This window comes from Oerskovia sp. Root22, assembly GCF_001429135.1.
Taxonomy (GTDB): Bacteria; Actinomycetota; Actinomycetes; order Actinomycetales; family Cellulomonadaceae; genus Oerskovia; species Oerskovia enterophila.
The window spans coordinates 722,139-736,088 of sequence record NZ_LMIL01000001.1 but is presented as its reverse complement, the minus strand read 5'-3'; the positions used below and the strand labels follow the sequence as shown (position 1 = coordinate 736,088).

The 13,950-nt window shown below is 71.7% G+C and carries 12 protein-coding genes; 10 read left to right on the top strand and 2 right to left on the bottom strand.

Annotation, left to right across the window (positions count from 1 at the left end; genetic code table 11):
• Positions 1 to 284 precede the first annotated feature (284 nt).
• A complete protein-coding gene (locus ASE15_RS03100) occupies positions 285 to 1,523 on the bottom strand; it encodes an amidohydrolase (protein ID WP_056644399.1) in 1,239 nt (412 codons plus the stop codon).
• Positions 1,524 to 1,630: 107 nt separating this feature from the next.
• Between ASE15_RS03100 and ASE15_RS03095 the strand changes: the two genes are divergently transcribed.
• The 6 genes from ASE15_RS03095 (at position 1,631) to ASE15_RS03070 (ending at position 7,130) form a co-directional block, all read left to right on the top strand.
• Positions 1,631 to 2,284 carry a hypothetical protein gene (locus ASE15_RS03095; protein ID WP_157257322.1) on the top strand — a complete coding sequence of 218 codons (654 nt, stop codon included), beginning with the start codon at positions 1,631 to 1,633 and terminating at the stop codon, positions 2,282 to 2,284.
• 97 nt (positions 2,285 to 2,381) lie between these two features.
• Positions 2,382 to 3,074: a copper resistance CopC family protein gene (locus ASE15_RS03090; protein WP_082618135.1), complete on the top strand. Its 693-nt coding sequence runs from the start codon at positions 2,382 to 2,384 to the stop codon at positions 3,072 to 3,074.
• A gap of 149 nt (positions 3,075 to 3,223) precedes the next feature.
• A complete protein-coding gene (locus tag ASE15_RS03085) occupies positions 3,224 to 3,841 on the top strand; it encodes a copper chaperone PCu(A)C (RefSeq protein ID WP_056761105.1) in 618 nt (205 codons plus the stop codon).
• Entirely contained in the window at positions 3,834 to 5,144 is a 1,311-nt protein-coding gene (locus ASE15_RS03080; RefSeq protein ID WP_082608330.1) for a Dyp-type peroxidase, read from the top strand. Before ASE15_RS03085 ends, ASE15_RS03080 begins: the two co-directional genes overlap by 8 nt.
• Before the next feature lie 398 nt (positions 5,145 to 5,542).
• Positions 5,543 to 6,109: a type IV toxin-antitoxin system AbiEi family antitoxin domain-containing protein gene (locus tag ASE15_RS03075; protein ID WP_082608331.1), complete on the top strand. Its 567-nt coding sequence runs from the start codon at positions 5,543 to 5,545 to the stop codon at positions 6,107 to 6,109.
• The gene (locus ASE15_RS03070) at positions 6,090 to 7,130 is read left to right on the top strand and encodes a nucleotidyl transferase AbiEii/AbiGii toxin family protein (RefSeq protein WP_082608332.1); all 1,041 of its coding nucleotides are present in this window, start codon (positions 6,090 to 6,092) and stop codon (positions 7,128 to 7,130) included. The genes ASE15_RS03075 and ASE15_RS03070 overlap by 20 nt, the downstream gene beginning before the upstream one ends.
• Before the next feature lie 111 nt (positions 7,131 to 7,241).
• Here ASE15_RS03070 and ASE15_RS03065 read toward each other — a convergent pair whose 3' ends face one another.
• Positions 7,242 to 8,306 carry a LacI family DNA-binding transcriptional regulator gene (locus ASE15_RS03065; protein ID WP_235534099.1) on the bottom strand — a complete coding sequence of 355 codons (1,065 nt, stop codon included), beginning with the start codon at positions 8,304 to 8,306 and terminating at the stop codon, positions 7,242 to 7,244.
• A 314-nt stretch (positions 8,307 to 8,620) separates the two neighbouring features.
• On the opposite strand from ASE15_RS03065, the gene ASE15_RS03060 reads away from it, so the two are divergent.
• From ASE15_RS03060 to ASE15_RS03045, 4 genes are all read left to right on the top strand, one after another.
• Positions 8,621 to 9,931: an ABC transporter substrate-binding protein gene (locus tag ASE15_RS03060; protein ID WP_056644416.1), complete on the top strand. Its 1,311-nt coding sequence runs from the start codon at positions 8,621 to 8,623 to the stop codon at positions 9,929 to 9,931.
• Positions 9,932 to 10,121: 190 nt separating this feature from the next.
• A complete protein-coding gene (locus tag ASE15_RS03055; protein WP_056761102.1) occupies positions 10,122 to 11,075 on the top strand; it encodes a carbohydrate ABC transporter permease in 954 nt (317 codons plus the stop codon).
• Positions 11,072 to 12,019, top strand: a complete 948-nt coding sequence (locus ASE15_RS03050; RefSeq protein WP_235534097.1) for a carbohydrate ABC transporter permease — start codon at positions 11,072 to 11,074, stop codon at positions 12,017 to 12,019. The genes ASE15_RS03055 and ASE15_RS03050 overlap by 4 nt, the downstream gene beginning before the upstream one ends.
• Positions 12,016 to 13,926, top strand: coding sequence for a beta-galactosidase (locus ASE15_RS03045; protein WP_235534095.1), 1,911 nt, complete (start codon positions 12,016 to 12,018; stop codon positions 13,924 to 13,926). The genes ASE15_RS03050 and ASE15_RS03045 overlap by 4 nt, the downstream gene beginning before the upstream one ends.
• The last annotated feature ends 24 nt before the right edge of the window (positions 13,927 to 13,950 follow it).

Below are 13,950 nucleotides of genomic sequence, written 5' to 3'. Positions count from 1 at the left end.
CCAGCGCATCGTGGTGCGCAACGGGCTGAGCCGCGACCTGGCGGCCAGCCTGCTCGGCGACATCCGGACGGAGATCGCGTTCCTCGACGCGCTCGAGTCGCCCATGCCGGTCGAGGCCGTGAGCAAGGGGTTCCACCACTGAGGTGCGCGTGACCGGAGAGGTCAGGTCGACGCGGGACGCGAGGTAGAACGCGCTGAGCGACGTGGTGCTCGGCGGGTTCTACCTCGCGCAGCACGTTCTACCTCGGGCCGGGTGGGCCGGCCCGCCCGGCCCACCTCACGGGTCAGTCCGCGAAGCGCTCGCCGCGCTCCACGACCCGGCCTGCGCCGCGCCCACCGGCCGCCGCGCGGTCCCACGTGTAGACCTCGGTGCCGGTCACGAACACGTTCTCGGCGCGCGAGGTCACGTCGAGCGGGTCGCCGGACCAGATCACGACGTCGCCGTCGAGCCCGGGGCGCAGCGAGCCGATGCGGTCGTCGAGCCCCAGGAACGCGGCCGGGTTGGTCGTGAGCGCCTGGATCGCGACGTCGCGGTCGAGACCCTCCTTGACCGCGAGCGACGCCTGGTGGACCAGGAAGTTGATGGGCACCACGGGGTGGTCGGTCGTGATCGCGACGCGGACCCCGGCCCGTGCGAGCGCCCCGAGGCTGGCGATGTTCCGGTTGCGCAGCTCGATCTTGGAGCGTGACGTGAACAGCGGGCCGAAGATGACCGGGACGTCGCGCTCGGCGAGGACGTCGGCGACCGCGGCGCCGTCGGTCCCGTGGTTGATGACGAGCTGGTAGCCGAACTCGTCCGCGAGGCGCAGCGCGGTCGCGATGTCGTCGGCGCGGTGCGTGTGCTGGTCCCAGTAGAGCTCGCCCGCGAGCACGCGGCCCAGGGTCTCCTTGGCGAGGTCGCGGTCGAACGGCTCGCCCTTCGCCTCGGCGGCGTCGCGCTTGGCGACGTAGTTCTGCGCGTCGACGAACGCCTTGCGGATCACGTTCGCGACGCCCAGGCGCGTGGACGGGAGCTTCTTCTGGTCGCCGTAGACGCGCTTGGGGTTCTCGCCCAGCGCCGACTTCACCGACACGGCCTCGCGGATGACCTGCTCGTCGACGGTCCGCCCGCCCCAGGTCTTGATCGCGACGGTCTGGCCGCCGATCGGGTTGCCCGAGCCGGGCTTGATGACGGCCGACGTCACGCCGCCCACGAGCGCGTCGCGGAATCCCTCGTCCTCGACGTTGATGGCGTCCAGCGCGCGCAGCGCGGCGCCGTTGGGGTCGGTCATCTCGTTGGTGTCGTTGCCGGCCCAGCCCTCGGCCTCCTCCATGACGCCCATGTGGCCGTGCGACTCGACGAACCCGGGCAGGACCCAGCGGCCCCCGGCGTCGAGCGTGCGGACGCCGTCGGGCACGACGACGTCCTGGCCCACGGCCGTGATGACACCGTCCTCGACGAGGACGGTCGCGTTCTCCAGGGGTGCGGAGGCGACGGGGACGACGTAGCCGTTCGTGATGGCGATGCTGTTGCGTGTGGTCATGCGCTCTATCCTCTCCCCGACCGGGCGGGCCCAGTACTCGGGGACGGGCCGTGCGCCCACCGAAAGCAGGATCAGACGCCGCGTCATGTCCCGCTAGGGTGGTCCCCGTGCTCACCCAGGTCGCCGGTCCGTTGCGCGTCGCGCGCGCCGGTCTCGTCGCGACCCTGGTGCTCGCCCTCGCGGCGCTCGCGCACCGCGTCGGCGGTGGCACGCTCCCGGACCCGCTGATCCTCGCGGCCCTGGCCGCGTTCACGATGGCCGGCGCGACGTTCGCGGCCCGCTTCCGCCTCACGTTCGCTCGACTGGTCGCGGTCCTCGGCACGGGCCAGGTCGCGCTGCACTACGGCCTGGGGTTCGGCGCGGGCGTCACGTGCGCCCCGGCGGCGGGCGCCGCGGCGGGGCACGCGGGGCACGGGGCAGCGGCTCAGGTGTCGGCGTGCGCCGCGGGCGCGCCCCTCCTGCCCGACGGCGTCGCGCACCTCCCGCACGAGACGCCCGCGGGAGCGTGGATGGTCCTGGCGCACGTGCTCGCGACCTTGGTCGTGGCCCTGGTCGTCGCCCACGGCGAGCGGGCGCTCGGCCTGCTGCTGGCGTGGCTCGCCCCGCGGACGGCGCTCACGGACATGCTGCCGGCGCTGCCCGTCGCGCACCGGCTCCCGACCCCGGTCGTGGCGCCGTCCCGCGCGACGACGGTCCACCTGCGGATCCCGACGACGCGCGGGCCACCGCTGCTCGCCCGGCCCGTCGCCCTTCCTTCCTGACCCCGTCCGCGCTCGCGCGCGGACCATCGACGAGGCCGGCCGCCCCTTGGGTACCCCTTGCGCGAGCTCGTGCCGCGCCTCATCGAGAGCCTGTTCCATGCCTTTGCAGACCGACCAGTCCCACCCGTCCACGCCCACTTCACGCCGAGGGCGAGCGGTCGCCCTCGCACGCCCCGCACCCCTCGCCGGCCCGGCCCGTCTCCTGGTGGCGGTCCTCGCCGCCCTCGCGACGCTCGCAGCGACCCTGCTGCTCAGCGTCGGCGGTGCCGTCCCGGCCCAGGCGCACGACCGCATCATCAGCTCCGACCCGGCCGACGGCGCGCAGCTTGCCACGGCCCCCGCGGCACTGACCATGACGTTCAGCACCGAGCCGCTCGCGGTCGAGCCCCAGGTCGTCGTGACCGACTCCGCGGGGACCGTCGTCGCGCAGGGCAGCCCCACGATCGAGGGGACCTCCGCGACGTTCCCGTGGCCCGCCGAGCTGACCGGTGACACGTACACGGTCGCGTGGCGCGTCGTCTCGTCTGACGGCCACCCCATCGAGGGCACGTTCTCGTTCGCGGTCGCGGCGGCTCCCGAGCCTGCCCCGACCACGGCGAGCGAGGAGCCCTCGGCCGTGACGCCGTCGGCCACCGAGGACACGACGACCGAGGCGACCACGTCGGCAGTGCCCGAGGAGACCGGTGACGAGGGCCGCTCGATCGCCCCGCTGCTGATCGGCATCGGGGTGCTCGCGGCCGCGGCCGTCGTCGTCGCGGTGCTGATCGTGCGCCGCCGCCAGCAGGACTGACAGACCCTCCACCCACTTCCCGGCGACTCGTCGCCCGGGCGTTCCCGCGACCCGTCGGTCGTGCGTCCCGTCCTGCCCCGGACCGCGCACGACCCGCGCCGCGGGCCGCCCTCGCGCGCCACGACGCCGGGCCTCTCGAAGGAACCACCATGACTGCACGCACCACCACCCACCCCTCGCCCCGATCCGCTTCCGCCCGCCCGCGGCGTACGGCCCTGCTCGGCGCGGCCGTCACGACGCTCGCGCTGCTCGCGGTCGCGGGATGCTCGACGACCTCGGCCGACACCTCGTCCGGTGCGCCCGCGCCGAGCGCCTCGTCCGGCAGCGCGCCGACGGGCACGGCAGCCGACCACCTGACCGCGACCGACCCCTGGATCAAGGCGGCCGACTCGGGGATGACGGCGGCCTTCGCCGTCCTGCACAACGACAGCGACCAGGACGTCACGGTCGTCGGCGCGACGTCCGACCTGTCCCCGGTCCAGATCCACGAGATGGCGACCGACGACTCGGGCGCCATGGTCATGCGCGAGAAGCAGGGCGGTCTGACGATCCCCGCGGGCGGCGAGCGCGCGTTCGAGCCGGGCGGCGACCACCTCATGCTCATGGAGCTCTCGTCACCGGTCGAGCCCGGGGCCGAGTACGACGTCACGCTCGAGCTGAGCGACGGCTCGACGCTCGTCGTCACGGCTCCGGCCCGCACGTTCGCGGGGGCCAAGGAGGACTACGACGAGGGTCACGAGGGTCACGACATGAGCCACGATGGCTGACCGCGCGTCCCGTACGGGCCTCGGTTCCGCCCCCGATCAGGAACCGACGCCGCCCGCCGACCCCACCCGGCGGGCCAGGGTCTCGCGCCGGGCGTTCCTGGTCGGCGGGGCCGCCGCGGGTGCGGTCGCGGTCGCCGGTGCGGGAGGTGCGTGGGCCGGGAGGGCCACGGCCCCCGCGACGGGAGCGGCGTCGTCGGGCACCGCAGGAGCCCTCGCGCTGCACGGTGACCTGCGCGTGCCCTTCCACGGCCCGCGCCAGGCGGGCGTCGAGACGCCTCCCCAGGCGTACCTGACGCTCGTCGCGCTGAACCTCGCCCCCGGCACCGACCGGGACGCGCTCGTGCGGCTCATGCGGATCTGGACCGACGACGTCGTGCGTCTCACCGAGGGGCGCCCGGGCCTGACCGACACCGAGCCCGAGCTCGCCGAGGTGCCCGCGCGCCTCACGGTCACGGTGGGCTACGGGCCCGCGGTCTTCACGGCCGCGGGCCTCGACGACCGGCGTCCCGCCTGGCTGGGTCCGCTGCCGGCGTTCGCCGTGGACCGGCTCGAGGACCGCTGGAACGACGGTGACCTGGTGCTCCAGGTCTGCGCCGACGACGAGGTCACGGTCTCGCACGCGGTCCGGATGCTGCTCCGCGAGGCGCGGGACTTCGCGTCGGTGCGGTGGCTGCAGAAGGGCTTCCGGCGGTCGGTCGGGAGCGAGCCCGCGGGCCGGACCATGCGCAACCTCATGGGGCAGATCGACGGGACCCGGAACCTGGACCCCGTCGCGGACGCCCCGCTCGTGTGGTCGGACGGCACGGACGGGTGGCTCGCGGGCGGCACGTCGATGGTCGTGCGGCGCATCCGCATGGAGCTCGACACGTGGGACGAGGTCGACCGTTCCACGCGCGAGGCCGTCATGGGGCGTCGCCTCGCCGACGGCGCGCCGCTCACGGGCGAGAAGGAGCACGACGAGCCGGACCTCGAGGCGGTCGGTCCGCACGGGTTGACCGTGATCGGGCCGGCGGCGCACGTGCGGAGGGCGCGGACCAGCGACCCGGCCGAGCGGTTCCTGCGGCGTGCGTACAGCTACGACGACGCACCCGACGTCGCGGCGGACCCTGGCGCGCTCAGCAGCTCGGGCCTGGTGTTCGTGACGTTCCAGGCGGACGTCGACCGGCAGTTCGTGCCGGTCCAGCGGCGGCTCGACGAGGTGGACCTGCTCAACGAGTGGACGACGCCGATCGGTTCCGCGGTCTTCGCGGTGCCGCCGGGCTGCGCCGAGGGCGAGTTCCTGGGACAGGCGCTGCTGGGCTGAGCGCGGCCGACCGGACGGCCCGTGCAGGGCGCCTCGTGGCGCTCGGCACGGGCCGCTCCGCTGCGGATGGTGACACCCGATGTCAGAATGTGATGCGGGTCACGTCGGCGTTCTGTATCAAAGGAGGAGGCCCCTCCTCTGAGTCATGTGAGTGCTCGGTCGTCGATGGGGGTCGTGACGAGCGCGAGGGTCGGAGGCGGCCCGTGGTGTGAGCGCTGCAGGGGGGCGCTCACGCGACGGGCCGCCTCCGGCGCGTCCGGGGTCGGAGGGTGGACCTTCGGCAGAGCGGGCTCGTTTGAGACAGCTGACCTGTGTCGCATTCCTCGGCCAAGCCCCCGTTGGCGATGCCTCGTCGCCACACGATGTCAAAAGGGTGCCACTGGCGGTACCCTTTTGACATGCCGCACGCTCGCGACCGCCTGCTCGAAGGGGCTTTCGACAGCCACGGGTTCGTCCGCCGCGTCGACGCGCTGCGCGAAGGGCACAGCCCGCACGCGCTCAAGCAGCTCGTCGCGCGCGGCTACCTGGAGAAGGTCGCTCATGGCGTCTACCGTGTGACCGTCGTCCCGGTGAGCGAGTACGACGACCTGCATCTGGCAGTGCTGTGGACTGGTGTCGACGAAGCCGCGTTGTCTCACGAGACCGCCCTCGATCTCTACGGGCTCAGCGATGTCAACCCCGACAGGATCCACGTCACCGTGCCCAGGCGTTGCCGAATCCGGCGTGCCGGCGCCGACGGGATCGAGGTCCACCACCAAGACCTCGATACCCGCCAGATCGGATGGTTCGAACAGATCCCGACGGTGACAGCCGCGACAGCGATCGCCCAGTGCATCGACACGGGCACCCCGACCTACCTTCTACGCCAGGCCCTGACGGCGGCCCGCGAGACAGGGCGCGTCACCCCGAGCGAGAGCGCTGACCTGCGAAGGAGACTGGCGAACCGTGACACAGCAGAGCGCTGATCTGCCCCAAGGTCTTGCCGAACTGCCTGCCAAGAACAAGGAACCCGCGTCGGTCACAGTGCTCAACTCTTGGCTCCTGCAGGCCGAGAAGCGCCTGGGGGGCCGCGGCGGCCGCCTGGCCTGGCTCGTTGCATCCACAGTTGTCATCGCGGCGCTACAGCGAGCCCTGGACACAACCGGCCAGCCGCTCTTCCTGCTCAAGGGCGGTACTCTGCTGCAGCATCGGCTTCCCAGCGCGCCCAAGCGCGCGACCAAGGACGTGGACGGGCTCATCCGCGGTGATATCGATGACTTCCTTGCCAAGCTCGATGACGAGTTCGCCGAACCCTGGGGCCCGCTGACGCTGCGACGGGACGCCGTCGAGGTCATCCAAGCTCCTGCCCGCGTCGTCAAGCCGCGCCGCTTCGACGTCGTCGTCGAGCTCCGGGGGAAGACGTGGCGCAGGATCCAGGTTGAGATCGCGCCTGACGAAGGTAGTGCTGGCGCTGAGCCTGAACCGTTCACGCCGCCTACATTGGCAGGCCTCGGGCTTCCGGACCCTACCGCGATGGTGGGCATTGCGATGCGCTACCAGGTCGCGCAGAAGATCCACGCCTGCACTGACCCCCACGACCCGCCGACTGCGGTCAATGACAGGGCACGCGACGTCGTCGACCTGCTGCTGCTTCGCGACCTCGCCGAGATCGGCCAGGACCCCGCCGTCGTGCGCGCAGCCGTCGTCGACCTCTTCGTCGCGCGTGCACGCGATGCCCAGGCCCTGAGTCGCGCTGTGCGTACGTGGCCGTGCGTCGTGGTCGCTCACCCGCACTGGCCGACCGACTACGCGCGCGCCGCGGCCGATGCGCAGATGGACCTTACGCTCGACGAAGCAGTTGCGGAGCTCAACGCGTGGCTGGCGCAGATTGACGCAGCTGTGTCCCCGGCCAACGGTTCGGACGGTGACGACAGCGATGATGACGATGAAGATGACGAAGACGACGAGTGTGGCGACGGGGAACTGAAGGGAGAGCACGCCCAGTAGTCGCGTGCGCCTCACGCGTTGAATCTGAGCCTGTCGTCGCCGACGCAGCCGACATCCAGAGGGCGTACTTGGCCATTCGTTCGATCACCAAGGCCTCGTCCCGCCCATGGCTCAGCGCGGCGGCGCCGTGCTGAGGCGCACCGCGAGCTCTGGCAGCACGACCTCGGGCTCGTGCACCGTCGTCGGGTCCGCGATGAGCGCGATCACGTGCTCGACCGCGAGGCGACCGGTCAGGTGGAACGGCTGGCGGACCGTGGTGAGCGGGGGAGCGCAGTACGCGGCGAGCGCGATGTCGTCCATGCCCACGACCGACACGTCCTCGGGCACGCGCCGACCCATCTCGGTCAGTCCGCGGATCAGCCCGAACGCCATCTCGTCGCTCGCGACGAACACCGCCGTGACCTCGGGCAGGCGGCCCAGGACCAGGCCGTTGCGGTACCCCGACTCGGGGCTCCAGTCGCCGTAGAGGACGGGGGGCTCGGTGCACCCCGCGTCCTCGAGCGCGGCCCGCCACCCGGCCGTGCGTCCGTTGGCGTCGTTCCACGACGCGGGGCCCGCGAGGTGCCACACGGTCTCGTGGCCCAGCTCCAGGAGGTGCTCGGTCGCCGCGCGCCCGGCCGCGACCTGGTCGACCGCGACGACCTCGGTCGCCGACGACTGCATGCCGTCCACGACGACCGTCGGGGTCCCGTGGATGAGGTCGCCGAGCGACTCGTCGTCGCGCACGGGCACGGCGATGACCAGGCCGTCGACGCCCTGGTCGAGGAGCCGCTCGACGGCCTGCGCGATCGACGCGGGCGAGAGCGACGCGGTGCTCGCGGTGCTGACGAAGTAGCCGCCGTCGCGGGCCGCGCGCTGCATGCCGAGCATCATGGCGCTGCCCGAGTAGAAGTCGGTCTCGTGCGTGATGACGCCGATGGTCTTGCTGCGCCCGGTCACGAGCGCGCGAGCGAGGCTGTTGCGGCGGTAGCCGGTCTGCTCGACGGCGGCACGCACCCGGTTGCGGGTGGTCTCGTTGACGTTGGGGTGCCCCGACAGGACGCGCGAGACGGTCTGCGCGGACACGCCTGCGACGCGGGCGACGTCGGCCATGGCGGGGCCGCGGCCTCGCGGGGGAGCGACCGTGGTGGTGCTCTGCGCCGGCTCCGACCGCTCGGACCGTGACGGTGGTTCCACGTGCTCTCCTTCGGGCGTGAGGGCCGCTCGCGGAGCGTCGGGCACCTCGGTGTGCGTGGCCACGGATGTGCTCCGCAGCGTAGTGGACGTCAACACCGCAGGCCTGCCTGGCCCACGTCGCCGTCACCCAACTGTTACCTGTGTTGACCATAACAGTCAGAACATGCAGCGAAAAGTGACGGATTCACGCAGACCGAGCATCCAGATGTTGCAAGGGTTGTGATCCATATCAACGGTGTGTCAGAGTGTGCCCCACGCAGACCGCGGCGCCGTCGCCGCTCCATCCTCAGCACAGTGTGGTCAGAAGGAGAGTCATGAAGTCATCGATCATCAAGGCAGCCGGGGTCGCGTCGATCCTCACCCTCACGGTGGGCGGCCTGACCGCCTGCTCGTCCGACTCGACGTCCGGCAGCGGATCGGCCGAGGGCGACGGCAAGGTCAAGGAGGTCGAGGTCTGGACCTGGGCCGCCGGGTACGACGAGGCCGCGAAGGCGTTCAACGCCGCGCACGACGACATCCAGATCAAGTACACGCAGATCGAGCCCGGCAACAAGGGCGGCTACGACAAGATCCGCAACTCGATCACCGCGGGCAACGCCCCGTGCCTCGCCCAGGTGGGCTTCGAGACCCTCCCCAGCTTCGTCGCCGAGGGCAACGTCGTGGACGTCACCGAGTTCGCCTCGGCCGACAAGGACCTCTATGCCCCCGCAGGCTGGGCCGGCGTCTCGGTGGGCGACAAGATCTACGGCGCCCCGCAGGACCAGGGCCCCATGGTGATGTTCTACAACAAGACCGTCTTCGAGGCGAACGGCGTGGCCGTGCCGACCACGTGGGACGAGTACCAGGCCGCGGGCGAGCAGCTCAAGGCCGCGGGCGTCAAGCTCACGGGCACCTACGAGGACTACGACTACTCGGGCTTCGCCTGGCAGGCCGGCGCCCCTTGGTACGAGATCAAGGACGGCGCCTGGTCCATCACGCCCGACTCGCCCGAGAACCTCGAGGTCGCGAGCTACTGGCAGGGCCTGATCGACGCCGACCTGATCGGTGCGGGCATCTGGAGCGACGAGTGGTCCGCGGGCCTCGGTGACGGCTCGATCGCCACGATCGTGGGCGCGGCCTGGTTCTCCGGCATCCTCAAGGACTCCGCGGCGGCCTCGGCCGGCGACTGGGCCGTGGCCGAGCTCCCGCAGTGGGAGGCCGGCGACGCCAAGACCGGCAACGTGGGCGGCAGCCTCTCCGCGGTCCTCAAGGGCTGCGACGACCCCGAGGCCGCCTGGACCGTGGCCAACTGGCTCAGCACCGACCCGGGCTCGGTCGACTCGCTCATCGAGGGCGGCGGCGTCTACCCGGCCTCGGTCGCGGGCCTCGAGTCCGAGCTCCTCACCTCGGGTGACGACTACTTCGGCGGACAGGTCGTCGCCGACGTCTTCAAGACCGCCTCGGGTCAGGTCAACGAGGACTGGGCCTGGGGCCCCGGCGTCTCGACCCTGGTCGGCACGCTCGCCACGGGCATGAAGCAGGCCTACGCCAAGGAGGGCGGCGCGACCGTCGCGACCGCGCTCACGGGCGCCCGCGAGGCGACCGAGTCCGAGCTCAAGCAGCAGGGCATCGCCGTCAACGAGTGACCTGACGGTCCCGCACGAGCGGTGCGACCCGGTCTCGACGGCCGGGTCGCACCGACCGGCACAGCATCACCCGAGCATCACCGCATCACCGCAGCAGAAGGCCCGACGACGCCACGCACCTCCGAGCACCGGTGCACCCTGGCGCGTGACGTCGTCGGGCACCACGACGCATCCCCCTGAGGAACCCACCATGACCACGAGCCTGACGTCGGCGGCACCGCCGCCGGTGGAGACCAAGCCCACGGCGGCCACGCCGCCCAGGCGGCCGCGCAGCCGGACCAGCCGGTACGCGATCTGGTTCGTCGGACCGTTCGTGGTGCTGTTCGTCGGGATGTACGTCGCACCGATCCTCTTCGCGCTCTACAAGAGCCTGTTCCGGATCCAGCGCGACGCGCTGGGCCTGGGCGGCACGCAGGAGATCTTCGACCCCCTGTTCAACTACGCGTACGCGCTGGGTGACGAGAAGTTCATCAGCTCGATCGGGCGCGTTCTCCTGTTCGGCGTGGTGCAGGTGCCCGTCATGCTGGTCCTCGCGCTCGGGATCGCGCTCCTGATCGACTCGGCCTCGGCCCGGGCCAAGGGGTTCTTCCGGCTCTCGAGCTTCGCGCCCTACGCGGTGCCGACCGTGGTCTCGGCGCTCATGTGGTCGTTCCTCTACTCGCCCACGAACGGTCCCATGGGTCAGGTGCTCGGGTGGTTCGGGATCGAGGTCAACTTCCTCAGCCAGGACCTCGCGCTGTGGGCCGTCGCCAACGTCGTGACGTGGGGCTGGACGGGCTACAACATGATCATCATCTACGCCGCGCTCCAGGGGGTCCCGGGCGAGGTGCTCGAGGCCGCCAAGCTCGACGGGGCCTCGCCGTGGCGCACCGCGTGGAGCATCAAGATCCCGCTCGTGCGGCCCGCGATCCTCCTCACCACGATCTTCTCGATCATCGGCTCGGCGCAGCTCTACAACGAGCCGTTCGTGCTCAAGCAGAGCACCGGGGCGATCGACGCGAGCTACACGCCGATCATGGCCGCGCAGGCCTCGCTCCAGTCGGCCAACTACCCGTACGCCGCAGCCCAGTCGGTGCTCCTCGCCGTCGGCGTGGCCGTGCTGTCCGTCCTCTTCTTCCGTCTGACGTCCAGGAGGTCCTCGTGACCACGAGCAGCGTGCCCGTCGTGGCCGAGAAGACCGCGGGCAACCGCCTGCGCCGCAAGCGCTCCACCCCGAAGGGGACCCCGGACGGCCTGCGCAAGGACTCGATCGAGACCACGGCCACGAGCCGCATCGCGGTCACCGCGGTGCTCGCGCTGACCGCCGTGTACTTCCTGTTCCCGCTGTGGTGGCTGTTCGTCGCGGCGACCAAGGACGCCGGGTTCACGTTCGCGGGCAGCCCCCTGTGGTTCTCGAACTTCGACCTCTTCGGGAACATCCAGGACCTGTTCGCGTACAAGGACGGGATCTTCGCCATCTGGATGGCGAACTCGGCGCTCTACTCGATCGTCGGTGCGGGGCTCGGGACGCTCATCGCGGTCGCGACCGGCTACGCCCTGGCCAAGTACGAATTCCGCGGCAAGGGCCTGCTGTTCGGCGTGGTCCTCGGCGCGGTCCTCATCCCCAAGGTGCTGTTCACGCTCCCGCTGTTCCTCATGTTCTCCGCGACGGGCATCGTCAACACCTACTTCGCGGTGCTCCTGCCGAGCATCGTGAGCCCGTTCGGTGTCTACCTGGGCCGCATCTTCGCTGCGAGCTCGGTGCCCGACGAGGTCATCGAGGCCGCGCGTCTCGACGGCGCGAACGAGGGCCGCATCTTCTTCGGGGTCAGCCTCAAGATGATGGCCCCCGCGCTCGTCACGATCTTCCTCTTCCAGTTCGTCGAGATCTGGAACAACTTCCTGCTCCCCTCGCAGGTCCTCATCTCCGAGAACCTGCGGCCCGTCACGGTCGGGCTGGTGAGCTGGAACGCCCTGGTCCAGGCCGGCCAGATCGAGCGGCACATGGTCATCATCGGCGCGTTCGTGGCGGTCGTCCCGCTCATCGTCGCGTTCCTCTCCCTCCAGCGCTTCTGGCGCTCCGGACTTGCAGCGGGGGCTATCAAGTGAGCCAGCACGACCCAGCCGACCGGGCCTCGAGCCCGGCCGGCGGCCAGACCCTGCGCGCCGACGGCGCGTTCCCGTCGACCCTGCGCGCCGACGGCGCGACCCTCGTGCGCGACGGCGTGCCCCACCGGATGCTCTCGGGCTCGGTCCACTACTTCCGGGTCCACCCGGACCTGTGGGAGGACCGCCTCCTGCGCCTGCGCGCCATGGGCCTCAACACGGTCGACACCTACGTCCCGTGGAACTGGCACGAGGCCGCGCGCGGCACGTTCGACTTCACCGGGTGGCGCGACGTCGAGCGGTTCGTGCGCCTCGCGGGCGACCTGGGACTCGACGTCGTCGTGCGCCCCGGGCCGTACATCTGCGCCGAGTGGGACAACGGCGGCCTGCCCGCGTGGCTCACCGCGACGCCCGGGATCCGGCTCCGGTGCAGCGACGAGGCCTACCTCGCCGCGGTCGCGGCCTGGTTCGACGAGCTGCTGCCGCGCATCGCGGCGCTCCAGGCGAACCGCGGCGGCCCGGTCGTGGCCGTCCAGGTGGAGAACGAGTACGGCAGCTTCGGCGACGACCACGCCTACATGGCGTGGGTCCACGACGCGCTCGTGGAGCGCGGCATCGACGAGCTCCTGTTCACGGCGGACGGCCCCACGGACCTCATGCTCGACGGCGGTTCGCTCCCCGGCGTGCTGGCGGCGGCCACGTTCGGCAGCCGTCCCGGACAGGCGCTCGACAAGCTCACGGCCCGCCGCGGGGAGCAGCCGTTCGTGTGCGCCGAGTTCTGGAACGGCTGGTTCGACCACTGGGGCGACCCGCACCACGTGCGCGGTGCGGACAGCGCCGCGGCCGACGTGCGCGACCTCCTCGACCTCGGCGGCTCCGTGAGCCTCTACATGGCGCACGGTGGCACCAACTTCGGGCTCACGGCCGGAGCGAACCACGACGGGACCCGCCTGCAGCCCACGGTCACGAGCTACGACTCGGACGCCGCGGTGGCCGAGGACGGGAGCGTGACCCCCAAGTTCTTCGCGCTGCGCAAGGTCTTGTCCGAGCACGCCGCGCACGGGACCCGGATCCCCGAGGACGCCCAGGACGACCGGTGGATCGCGCCGTCGCCCAAGCTCGCCGCGCGCGCCCTGCCGCCCGTGAGCACGCGCCCGCTCCTGCCCGCGCTGCGGGCGTCGGGCGCTGCGGTCGTCCGGTCGTCGCCCCTGACGTTCGAGGAGCTCGGACAGAACGCCGGGCTCGTGCTCCACACGGCCACGCCCGTGCTCCCTCCGGGGGACAGCACGCTCTCGGTCCTCGGGCTGCACGACCGCGCGACGGTCTACGTCGACGGCCGGGAGGTCGGCGTGCTGGAGCGCGAGACCTCGCACCGCGGGCTCACGGTCCACGGGGAGGGCGTGCCCGTGCGGCTCGAGATCCTCGTGGAGAACCTCGGCCGCATCAACTACGGCCCCCGGCTCGGTGAGCACAAGGGGATCCTGGGCGACGTCCTGGTCGAGCGCCGGATCGTGCACGGCTGGACCTCGCGGTCGCTGCCGCTCGACCTGCTGCCCGTGGACGGACTGTGGGCGGCGGGTGAGCCCGACGCCGCGGACGCCCCGAGCGTGCCCCGCGACGCCGTCGGGCCCCAGGGCGTCCTGGCCCGGACGGCCCTCGACCTCGACGAGCCCGCCGACACCTTCCTGACCCTGCCCGGCTGGACCAAGGGCTTCGTGTGGGTCAACGACGTGCTGCTCGGCCGCTACTGGGAGCGCGGCCCCCAGCACACCCTCTACGTCCCCGCGCCGCTGCTGCGCGCGGGGAGCAACACCGTCACGGTCCTCGAGCTGCACGCGGTCGGTTCCGACCTCGAGCTGACGGACGAGGCCGTCCTCGGCGAGCCCGAGGAGTACGTCGAAGAGCTGTGACGCCCGTCGGTCGGGGGACGGCCG

Coding starts and splice junctions, on each gene's coding strand:
- ASE15_RS03100 (WP_056644399.1), bottom strand. CDS start 1,523: ATGACCACACGCAACAGCATCGCCATCACGAACGGCTACGTCGTCCCC.
- ASE15_RS03090 (WP_082618135.1), top strand. CDS start 2,382: ATGCCTTTGCAGACCGACCAGTCCCACCCGTCCACGCCCACTTCACGC.
- ASE15_RS03085 (WP_056761105.1), top strand. CDS start 3,224: ATGACTGCACGCACCACCACCCACCCCTCGCCCCGATCCGCTTCCGCC.
- ASE15_RS03080 (WP_082608330.1), top strand. CDS start 3,834: ATGGCTGACCGCGCGTCCCGTACGGGCCTCGGTTCCGCCCCCGATCAG.
- ASE15_RS03075 (WP_082608331.1), top strand. CDS start 5,543: ATGCCGCACGCTCGCGACCGCCTGCTCGAAGGGGCTTTCGACAGCCAC.
- ASE15_RS03060 (WP_056644416.1), top strand. CDS start 8,621: ATGAAGTCATCGATCATCAAGGCAGCCGGGGTCGCGTCGATCCTCACC.
- ASE15_RS03055 (WP_056761102.1), top strand. CDS start 10,122: ATGACCACGAGCCTGACGTCGGCGGCACCGCCGCCGGTGGAGACCAAG.